This window comes from Intestinimonas sp. (assembly GCF_026169115.1).
In the GTDB taxonomy this organism is placed as follows: Bacteria; Bacillota; Clostridia; order Oscillospirales; family Oscillospiraceae; genus Intestinimonas.
In genome coordinates, this window is sequence record NZ_JAPFEA010000144.1 from 20,432 (window position 1) to 30,511 (window position 10,080).

Sequence of the window (10,080 nt, forward strand, 5' to 3'; positions counted from 1 at the left end):
GGGATATTATGGCCGCTCCAGCGACCCAAAGAGCGGGGCGGAGGCGGCGGCCAGGGCGCAGACCAGGAGACCGGTGGGGAGGAGGACCCAGTGGGGGGCGATGGAGAAATGGTCAAAAAGGCCGCCGTAGATCAGCTGCCCCAGAGGCTGGGCGCACAGGGAGAGGGTGAAGACACAGGACATGACCTTTCCCATAAGGCGCTCCGGCGTCCTGGCCTGGATGAGGGTGATGGCACAGGTGGAAAAGAGGCTGCACCCCAGCTGGCAGGCGGCGAAGGCGGCCACCATCACCAGGTATCGCGGGAAGGGTCCCAGCGGCAGCAGGAAGCTCAGTCCGGCGGGGAGCAGACAGAGCCCGAAGCCCATCAGAAGCCCGGCAAGCCACCGGGCACGGAACCGCTGCCCCAGCACCCCCGCCGTCAGGCTGCCCAGGATGGCTGCCGCCCCCATGACGCTCTCCGCTGCGCCGTAGTGCTCCGCGGACAGGCCCAGCACCGTGCGCACCAGGTAGGGGAAACCCACCACCGCCACCCCGGCCACAAAGAGGCTGGCCAGGGCAGCCAGAAGCAGCAGCTTCAAAATGGATGGCTCCTCCCGGCACAGAAAGCGCAGACTCTCTCCCAGGTCAGCCCGGAGCATGGCCGGGATGGAGCATGGGCGGTCCTCCCGCCGGTGAGACGGCAGGCGGAGGAAGCACTCCAGCAGAGCGGTGAGGAAAAAGCAGACTGCCGTCACGCGGAGGACGGGGTGGAGACCGAAGGCGGTGTAGACCAGGCTGCCCAGGAAGGGGGTGATCAGTCCGGCCAGGGCCGCCGTCTGACTGACCAGGGCGTTGCCCCGGAGGAGCTGTTCCGGCGGCAGCAGCTGGGGGACGCAGGCTTGGACCGTCGGGGACTCAAAGGCCCCCAGCACCGAGAGGACGATGAGCAGCCCGCCGATCACCGGGATGCCGCCCAGGGGGAGGAGCAGCCCGGCCAGCAGTACGGCAAGCCCGGAGAGGGCGTCCAGGGCCACCATGAGCCGCCGCCGGTCCAGCCGGTCAGCCAGGACGCCGCCAAAGGGGGAGAGGAGGATGGTAGGCACGATGCCCGCCGCCAGAAGGCCGGCGAAGACCGAGGCTGAGCCAGTGACCTCCAGGACGTACATGGACAGGGCGAATTTCAGGGTATAGTTGCCGATGAGGGAGCTGATCTGGCCCAGAAGGAGCAGGGTGAAGCCGCGGGTGAACAGAGATCTCATGGGACATGCCTCCAGTTCTGTGTCCATATACATACCTTTGAAAGGTATGTATATGGACATAAATCAATATCATACATTATGAATGAATGTATATTGGGGAGAAAAGGGCCGCCGTCCGGCGGCCCGGGGGTGACGGAAATGGAAGACGGACAGAGGGTGTGCAGGATCTCAGTCCTGGGTGGGGACACGGTCCAGCAGCTCGTCCACCAGGGGAAGGATGGTGCCGTCAAAGAGGGGCACGCCCATCTTTTCCAGCATGTCTCCCAAAAAGGAGAACTTCCGCCGCAGCCCTTCCCGGTCAGAGGGGAAAACAGAGGGCAGCATCCACAAACTGGTGAGGAGGGGGAGCAGCTCGGCCAGCTCCCTGGGGTAGTCGGTGTGGAGAGAGCCGTCCCGGTTGCCCTCCTCCAAAAGGGCCTGGAAGTAGGGGGTGAGGAGCTGCCGGTTGGACTCGATCATCCCCACCAGCACCCTGGGGTTTCGGACCAGCGGGATGGCCTGGGCCGTCATACTGGTCCGGGCGGGGTCGGCCTGATTGAGACGGATGGCCTCCCGCAGCTTCTCCAGACCGCTCAGGTCGGTCCGCCCCCGGACGGCCTCAAAGGGGTTGTTCTCAAGGAACATCCGGTCCCCCACCGCGTCCATGATCTCCTCCTTGGACTTGAAATGGTGGTAGACCGCCCCCTTGGTGAGCCCCCCCAGCTCGTCCACGATGTCCTGGATGGTGGTGTTCTCATAGCCCTTTTCCAGAAACAGCCGCTGGGCGGCCTCCAGGATCTTTTCCTCTGTGAGCTCGGGGTATTTGTTCCGGGCCATGGGACTCCCTCCCAACATTACATTCTCATAGTATGTATCTGCATTGTACCAGGCCGGGGCACGGCTGTCAAGGGGGAAGGTATGCGCGGTTCAGCCCCCGGCCCGGAAGGGTCACAGACCGGCCACCTCGTCCTGGTCCACCAGGCGGATGCCGTGGGCGGTGAGGGCGGCGGCGGCCTTTTCTCCGTCCTGGACCCGGAAGATCATATAGGCGTGGTCGGCGTCGGCGCCCCCCAAAAAGGCGTACATGTACTCCACATTGACGGCGGCCCCGTCCAGAACCTGGAGGACCTGATTGAGCCCGCCGGGCTCGTCGGGGATCATCACGCCCAGCACCGGGGTCAGGCTGTGGATGAAGCCGGCGTCCTTGAGGACGGTGGTGGCGGCGTAGACGTTATCCACAATGAGGCGGACGATGCCGAAGTCCTTGGTCTCAGCCAGGGACAGGGCCCGCATATCCACCCCGTTCTGGGCCAGGGCGGTGGTCATGGCGTGGAGGGTGCCGGGCTTGTTTTCCAGAAAGACGGAGATCTGTTTGAGACTCATGGTAGTACCTCCCTTCAGAGCTTGCGGCGGTCAATGACCCGGACGGCCTTGCCCTCGCTGCGGACGATGGACTTGGGGGCCACCAGGGTGACCTTGGCCGCCAGACCCAGCATGGAGCGCAGGCCGTCCACCAGCTCCGCCTGCCGGCGGGAGACCTCGCCCAGGTTGTCGGTGAACATCTCCGGGGTCATCTCCACCTGGACGTCCAGGGTGTCGGTGGACTTGACCCGGTCCACGACGATCTGGTAGTTGGCGGGATAGCCGTGATTGAGCAGGACGGTCTCGATCTGGGACGGGAAGACGTTGACGCCCCGGATGATGAGCATGTCGTCGGTGCGGCCCTTGGGCTTGACCATCTTCACATGGGTGCGGCCACAGGGGCAGGGCTCCCGGGTGAGGGTGCAGATGTCCCGGGTGCGGTAGCGCAGGAGGGGGAAAGCCTCCTTGGTGATGGAGGTGAAGACCAGCTCGCCCTGACTGCCCTCGGGCAGCACCTCGCCGGTGTCGGGGTCGATGATCTCGGCGATGAAGTGGTCCTCATTGATGTGCATGCCGCTCTGGGCGGAGCACTCGAAGGACACGCCGGGGCCGGAGAGCTCGGTGAGACCGTAGATGTCATAGGCTTTGATGCCAAGGGTGTTCTGGATGTCCTGACGCATCTCCTCGCTCCACGCCTCGGCGCCGAAGATGCCCGCCTTTAAGGGGATCTGGTCGGGGGTAAGGCCCATCTCCTTCATGGTCTCCCCCAGATAGGCGGCGTAGGAGGGGGTGCAGCAGAGGATGGTGGCCTGGAGGTCCCGGATGAACATGATCTGCCGCTCCGTGTTGCCCGAGGAGGTGGGGATGGTGAGGCAGCCCACCTTGTGGCTGCCGCCGTTGAGGCCGGGGCCGCCGGTGAAGAGACCGTAGCCGTAGCTCACCTGACAGACGTCCTCGTCGGTGCCGCCGGCGGCCATGATGGCCCGGGCGCAGCAGTCCTCCCACAGGTCGATGTCGTGCTGGGTGTAAAAGGCCACCACCCGCTTGCCGGTGGTGCCCGAGGTGGACTGGATGCGCACACAGTCCTTCAGGGGCTTGGCCAGCAGGCCGTAGGGATAGGCTTCCCGCAGGTCGGCCTTGGAGAGGAAGGGCAGCTTGTAAAGGTCGTCCGCCCCCTTGATATCGTTGGGGGTCAGGCCGGCGGCCTCCATCTTCTTCCGGTAGTAGGGCATGTGCTCCCATACATGCCGGACCTGCCTGACCAGGCGCTCGTCCTGCCAGGTGCGGATCTGTTCCCGAGAGGCGCACTCGATCTCAGGCTGGTAATAGCGTTCCATGGGGATCATCTCTTTCTCAAATCGGTATATTCAGGCATTCTGCCCCAGGGCAAAGGCTTTTTTGTTCCATTCAAGGAACTTCTCCGGCACGCAGGCGTCGATGGCGGCCTGCCAGGTCTCCTCGGGGAAGTCAAAGTAGTGGGACAGCCGGCCCAGGAGGACCAGGTTGACCGTCTTGCTGCTGCCCGCCTCTGCGGCCAGGGCCAGACAGTCCAGGGCGTCCACCTTGGCGCCGGCGGCCTTCATCTTCTCCACCAGGTCCTCGGGATAGGCCGCCGCGCCGGTGATGACCGGCATGGGGTCGATCTGCTGGGTGGAGGTGACGATCTGACCGTCGGGCCGGAGGTATTCCAGCCACCGGGCGGCCTCCAGCAGCTCGAAGGAGACGATGCAGTGGGCCTCGCCCTTGTCGATGACGGGGGAGTAGACCTTGTCGCCGTAGCGGACGTAGGTCACCACGCTGCCGCCCCGCTGACTCATGCCGTGGACCTCAGAGACCTTCACATCATAGCCCTGCTCCACAAGGAGGTGGCCCAGCAGCTTGCTGGCCAGCAGCGAGCCCTGGCCGCCCACGCCCACGATCATAATATTCTTGGTTTCCATGGCTCAACCCTCCTTACCGGCGCTCTGGAAGGCGCCCACCGGACACAGCTGCTCGCACACGCCGCAGCCCACACACTGGGTGAAGTCCACATGGGCCTTCCCCTCCTTCATGGAGATGGCGGGACAGCCGATCTTCATGCAGGACTTGCAGCCGATGCACTTGTCCTTGTTCACCGCCAGGGGGGCCTTGTGCTTGACGTACTTGAGAAGGGCGCAGGGCCGCCGGGAGATGATGACGGAGGGCTCGTTGGCGGCAAGCTCCTCCTTCACGGCCTGGTCGCAGGCCTTCAGGTCGTAGGGGTCCACCACCCGGACCCGGTTGAAGCCCATGGCCCGGCACAGGGCCTCCAGGTCGATCTTCCCCGCCGGGTCGCCCTTGATGTTGTAGCCGGTGGTGGGGTTCTGCTGGTGGCCGGTCATGCCGGTGATGGAGTTGTCCAGAATGATGACGGTGGAGTTGGACTGATTGTAGGCGATGTTGGCCAGACCTGTCATGCCGGAGTGCATGAAGGTGGAGTCGCCGATGACGGCCACGGTCCTCCCCACGCTCTCCCCGCCCAGGGCCTTGTTGAAGCCGTGAATGGCCGAGACCGACGCCCCCATGCACAGAGTCATCTCCATGGCCGCCAGGGGGGCCACCGCTCCCAGGGTATAGCAGCCGATGTCGCCCAGAACGGTACACTTGTTTTTGTTCAGGGTATAGAAGAGGCCCCGGTGGGGACAGCCGGCGCACATGACGGGGGGACGGGGCGGGATGGCGTCAGAGAGGGTACGGCCCGTATGTACCTCGCCCCCCAAAGCGGCGGCCACCAGGTTCTGGGAGAACTCGTCCTCCAGGGGGAGGACGTCCTTGCCCAGGACCTCCAGGCCCAGCCTGCGGCAGTGGTCCTCGATGATGGGGTCCAGCTCCTCCACCACGGCCAGACGGTCCACCTTGGCGGCGAAGTCCTTGATGAGCGCCACCGGCAGGGGATTGGTCATGCCCAGCTTGAGGACGGAGACGGAGTCCCCAAAAACCTCCTTGACGTACTGGTAGGAGGTGGAGTCGGTGATGACACCCAGGGCGGTTCCGCCCAGCTCCACCCGGTTGACCGGGGCGGTCTCCGCCCAGGCGATGAGCTTCCGGGTCCGCTCCTCCACGATGGGGTGGCGGCGCTTGGCGTGGCCCGGCATCATGACGTACTTGGCGATGTTCTTCTCATAGGGCTTTGCCGGGGGCTCCGTCCGGGGGCTGGTCTCCACGATGGCCTGAGAGTGGGAGACCCGGGTACACATCTTCAGCAGCACTGGGGTGTCGAACGCCTCAGAGAGTTCATAGGCCAGCTTGGTGAAGGCCAGGGCCTCGGCGGAGTCGGAGGGCTCCAGCATGGGGAGCTTGGCGGCGATGGCGTGGTGCCGGGAGTCCTGCTCGTTCTGGGAGGAGTGCATCCCGGCGTCGTCGGCCACGCCGATGACGAGACCGGCGTTGACGCCGGTGTAGGACATGGTATAGAGGGGGTCGGCGGCCACATTGAGCCCCACATGCTTCATGCCGCAGAAGGCGCGCTTGCCCGCAAGACACGCGCCGAAGGCGGTCTCCATGGCCACCTTCTCATTGGGGGCCCACTCGCAGTAGAGCTCGTCGTATCGGACGGCCTCCTCGGTGATCTCCGTACTGGGCGTACCGGGATAGCTGGAGACGACACAGCAGCCGGCCTCGTAAAGCCCACGGGCAACAGCGGCGTTGCCCAGCATCAGTTGCTTCATTCCACTTCCACCTTGCCTTCCTGTGTTTCTTGGGCGTCCGGCAGGACCTCCTGCCTGTCCAGACCGGTGCGGCAGATCACATCCCGCATGATGCCGCCGGCGCCGTTGTCCAACATGGCCCGCCGCACCCGGCTGATGGTGGCGCTGCTGGCCCCCGTCCGCTCCAGGATGTCCAGGTACACCAGCCCCTGCTGGAGATAGACCGCCACGTCGAAACGCTGCTCCATGGAGCGCAGCTCCACCGGCGTACACAGATCCTCAAAGAACCGGCAGCATTCCTCTGGGTCCTTTAGCTTGGTAATGGTCTCATACAGCGCCAGACTGCGCTCTCTGCGCTCTGCCTTTGCCATAATATACTCCTTCCGGACGATCATGATAGGCTGGTCTCTGCCAGCCGGGTACATCGTTTCAATATTAGCACATTAAAGCGCGACAGTAAATAAAAAATTTGGCCTTTTCAAAAAAATTTCCGCCTGCCTTGACAGCAGAAAGGAAATCGGCTATGATACTTTAACGGGTTAAAGGGAAAAACAACCGGCGGGTCTCCGCCGTGGAAAGGAACGAGCCGACATGCCCATTACCGACCTGCTGGAGCGCAACAGCAAGCTCTACGGCGATGAGATCGCCCTGGTGGAGATCAATCCCGAGGTCCACGAAAAGCAGCGGGTGACCTGGCGGGAATACGCCCTCATCCAGCCCACCTCCACCACGCCTTACCGCCGGGAGATCACCTGGTCGGTCTTTGACGAAAAGGCCAACCGGGTGGCCAATCTCCTGCTGGGGCGGGGCATCCGAAAGGGCCAGAAGGTGGCTGTCCTCCTGATGAACTGCCTGGAGTGGCTGCCCATCTATTTCGGCATCCTCAAGACGGGGGCGGTGGCCGTCCCCCTCAACTTCCGCTACACCGCCGAGGAGATCGACTACTGTGTGAAGCTCGCCGACGCCGACGTGCTCTTCTTCGGCCCTGAGTTCATCGGCCGGGTGGAGGACATCGCTGACGACCTGGGCCGGGAGCGGCTCCTCTTCTTTGCGGGGGACAGCTGCCCCTCCTTTGCCGAGGACTACCACCGGGCCACAGCCAACTGCTCCAGCGTGGCCCCCAAGGTCCTCATCGACGACGAGGACGAGGCCGCCATCTACTACTCCTCCGGCACCACCGGCTTCCCCAAGGCCATTCTCCTGCGGCACAGGGCCCTCATGCAGTCGGCCCGGATGGAGGCCATCCACCACCAGACCACCCACGAGGACGTCTTCCTCTGCATCCCGCCCCTCTACCACACCGGCGCCAAAATGCATTGGTTCGGCTCCCTCTTCACCGGCGGCAAGGCCGTCCTGCTCAAGGGCAACTCCCCAGAGGCCATCCTTCAAACGGTCTCCCGGGAGGGGTGCACCATCGTGTGGCTGCTGGTGCCCTGGTGTCAGGACCTCCTGGCCGCCCTGGACCGGGGGACCGTCCGGCTGTCCGACTACCAGCTCGACCAGTGGCGGCTCATGCACATCGGCGCCCAGCCGGTGCCCCCCAGCCTGATCAAACACTGGATGGGCTATTTCCCCGGCCACAAATATGACACCAACTACGGCCTCTCCGAGTCCACCGGTCCGGGCTGCGTCCACCTGGGCCTGGAGAACATGCGCAAGGTGGGGGCCATCGGTGTCCCCGGCTACGGCTGGCAGGCCAAGATCGTGGACGAGACCGGCGCTGAGGTGGAGCAGGGCCAGGTGGGGGAGCTGTGCGTGAAGGGCCCCGGGGTCATGGTGTGTTATTACCACGACCCCAAATCCACCGCCGAGGTCCTCCACGGCGAGTGGCTCCACACCGGCGACATGGCCCGGCAGGACGAGGAGGGCTTCTACTACCTGGTGGACCGGAAAAAGGACGTCATCATCTCCGGCGGCGAGAACCTCTACCCGGTGCAGATCGAGGATTTCCTTTCCGCCCACCCCAAGGTCCACGACGTGGCCGTTATCGGTCTGCCTGACCGGCGGCTGGGCGAGATCGCCGCCGCCATCATCCAGGTCAGGGAGGGGGAGACCTGCACCGAGGACGAGATCGAGCGGTTCTGCACCGACCTGCCCCGGTACAAGCGGCCCCGGCGGATCATCTTCGCCCCCGTCCCACGCAACGCCACCGGCAAGATCGAAAAGCCCAGGCTCCGGGAGCAGTACTGCTCCACCCGCCTGGTGGAGGCCCAGAGCAGCAGCTGAGGCGGCCCACAAAAAGACAGAAAAAGGTCCCGAAACAGCGTACTGTTTCGGGACCTTTTGTCTGATTGCGGTCAGTCCATCGGCAGGCCGGTGAGGTGGCGGCGGACCAGGTCGAAGGCGTGGTGGGCGGCGCGGTTGCGGATGCCCGCCCGGCCAGAGGCCCCCAGATGGAGGGTCTTCACCTGGCAGAAGTCGGGACCGGCCAGAGCCGCGTATACCAGCCCCACCGGGTTGCCCCAGTCGTCGCTGTCGGGGCCGGCCACCCCGGTGGTGGAGACGGCCAGGTCGCAGCCCAGAGCCTTCCGGGCCCCCTGGGCCATGGCCTGGGCCACCTGGGGGGAGACCGCCCCGTACTGGTCCAGCAGGTCCTGGGGGACTCCAAGTACATTGTGCTTGACGGCGTCGGTGTAGCTCACCACACCGCCCCGGAAAACGGCGGAAGCGCCGGGCAGGTCGGTGATGCGCTTGGCGATGAGGCCGCCGGTGCAGCTCTCGGCGGAGCCGAGGGTGAGGCCCCGGTCCTTCAAAAGCTGGAGGACGGCGGACTCCAGATTCTTCACGTCGGCTCCGTAGATCAGGGGGCCAAAGAGGGTCCGGATGTCGGCCTCCACCGGGGCGATGAGGGCGCGGGCGGCATCGGCATCGGGGGCGTGGGCGGTGATACGCAGCTCACATTCCCCCTCCTTGGCGTAGGGGGCCAGGGTGGGGTTGGTCATGGCGTTCATTTTTTCCCGGAGCTTTGCCTCCATGGCCGACTCGCCGATGCCGAAGAGCTTCAGGGTGCGGGAGAGGATGACCCCGTCGGAGAGGGACTGGAGGTAGGGGAGGGCCCGGTGCTCGAACATGGCCCGGCACTCCCGGGGCGGGCCGGGGAGCATGAGGACCCGGATGCCTCCAGATTCAAAGGCGCAGCCGGGGGCGGTGCCCCAGTCGTTTTCAAAGACGGTGCAGCCCTGGGGCAGCATGGCCTGCTGGAGGTTGTTCTCCGTCATGGGGCGGTCTGGGTGGAGCCGGCGGAAGTAGTCGGCGATGCGGTCGGCGGAGGGCTGGTGGAAGACCAGGGGCAGACCGAAGGCGGCGGAGAGGGTCTGCTTGGTGAGGTCGTCGCAGGTGGGGCCCAGGCCGCCGGTGGTGATGAGGATGTCGGCCCGGCCCTTGGCCACCTCTACGGCGGCCCGGAGCCGGTCAGGATTGTCCCCCACCACAGTGTGGTAGTAGACGTTGATGCCCATGGCGGACAGGCCCTGGGAGATCATCTGGGCGTCGGTGTTGGCGATGTTGCCCAGCAAAAGTTCCGTACCCACGGCGATGAGCTCGGCAGTATATGACATGGAAAAACCTCCCATCGCCAACACCGACACCGGCGGGGAATGCCGCCGTAAATGCGCAGCGCAGCGAAGTATTTCCGCAGTGCCTATTGAGTTAGCAGTTGTATTTGACATTTCGGGACCGGCCCGGGTAGATCATCTGCGGGTGGGAGTTGGCGATGTTGCCCAGCAAAAGTTCCGTACCCACGGCGATGAGTTCGGCAGTATATGACATGGAAAAACCTCCCATCGCCAACACCGACACCGGCGGGGAATGCCGCCGTAAATGCGCAGCGCAGCGA

At 64.7% G+C, this 10,080-nt stretch carries 9 protein-coding genes; 1 reads left to right on the forward strand and 8 read right to left on the reverse strand.

The genetic code is table 11. From position 1 onward, the window contains the following. Positions 1 to 6: 6 nt before the first annotated feature. The 7 genes from Q0Y09_RS11985 to Q0Y09_RS12015 form a co-directional block, all read right to left on the reverse strand. Complete coding sequence (locus Q0Y09_RS11985; protein ID WP_297721994.1) at positions 7 to 1,239, reverse strand: MFS transporter; 1,233 nt, start codon at positions 1,237 to 1,239, stop codon at positions 7 to 9. A 168-nt stretch (positions 1,240 to 1,407) separates the two neighbouring features. Then, a complete protein-coding gene (locus Q0Y09_RS11990; protein ID WP_297721997.1) occupies positions 1,408 to 2,055 on the reverse strand; it encodes a TetR/AcrR family transcriptional regulator in 648 nt (215 codons plus the stop codon). 111 nt (positions 2,056 to 2,166) lie between these two features. Next, complete coding sequence (locus tag Q0Y09_RS11995; RefSeq protein ID WP_297722000.1) at positions 2,167 to 2,601, reverse strand: ACT domain-containing protein; 435 nt, start codon at positions 2,599 to 2,601, stop codon at positions 2,167 to 2,169. A 14-nt stretch (positions 2,602 to 2,615) separates the two neighbouring features. Next, a complete protein-coding gene (locus Q0Y09_RS12000; protein WP_297722003.1) occupies positions 2,616 to 3,917 on the reverse strand; it encodes a phenylacetate--CoA ligase family protein in 1,302 nt (433 codons plus the stop codon). A gap of 30 nt (positions 3,918 to 3,947) precedes the next feature. Continuing rightward, positions 3,948 to 4,520 (reverse strand): indolepyruvate oxidoreductase subunit beta, encoded by a 573-nt coding sequence (locus tag Q0Y09_RS12005; RefSeq protein ID WP_297722006.1) that lies wholly within the window; start codon positions 4,518 to 4,520, stop codon positions 3,948 to 3,950. A 3-nt stretch (positions 4,521 to 4,523) separates the two neighbouring features. Further along, positions 4,524 to 6,266 (reverse strand): indolepyruvate ferredoxin oxidoreductase subunit alpha, encoded by a 1,743-nt coding sequence (gene iorA / locus Q0Y09_RS12010; RefSeq protein WP_297722009.1) that lies wholly within the window; start codon positions 6,264 to 6,266, stop codon positions 4,524 to 4,526. Then, positions 6,263 to 6,616 (reverse strand): YerC/YecD family TrpR-related protein, encoded by a 354-nt coding sequence (locus tag Q0Y09_RS12015; protein ID WP_297722012.1) that lies wholly within the window; start codon positions 6,614 to 6,616, stop codon positions 6,263 to 6,265. Before Q0Y09_RS12015 ends, iorA begins: the two co-directional genes overlap by 4 nt. A 220-nt stretch (positions 6,617 to 6,836) precedes the next feature. Between Q0Y09_RS12015 and Q0Y09_RS12020 the strand changes: the two genes are divergently transcribed. Next, positions 6,837 to 8,471: a class I adenylate-forming enzyme family protein gene (locus Q0Y09_RS12020; protein ID WP_297722015.1), complete on the forward strand. Its 1,635-nt coding sequence runs from the start codon at positions 6,837 to 6,839 to the stop codon at positions 8,469 to 8,471. Positions 8,472 to 8,542: 71 nt separating this feature from the next. On the opposite strand, the gene Q0Y09_RS12025 is transcribed toward Q0Y09_RS12020, so the two are convergent. Beyond that, positions 8,543 to 9,802 carry a competence/damage-inducible protein A gene (locus tag Q0Y09_RS12025; RefSeq protein ID WP_297722018.1) on the reverse strand — a complete coding sequence of 420 codons (1,260 nt, stop codon included), beginning with the start codon at positions 9,800 to 9,802 and terminating at the stop codon, positions 8,543 to 8,545. Between the last annotated feature and the right edge of the window lie 278 nt (positions 9,803 to 10,080).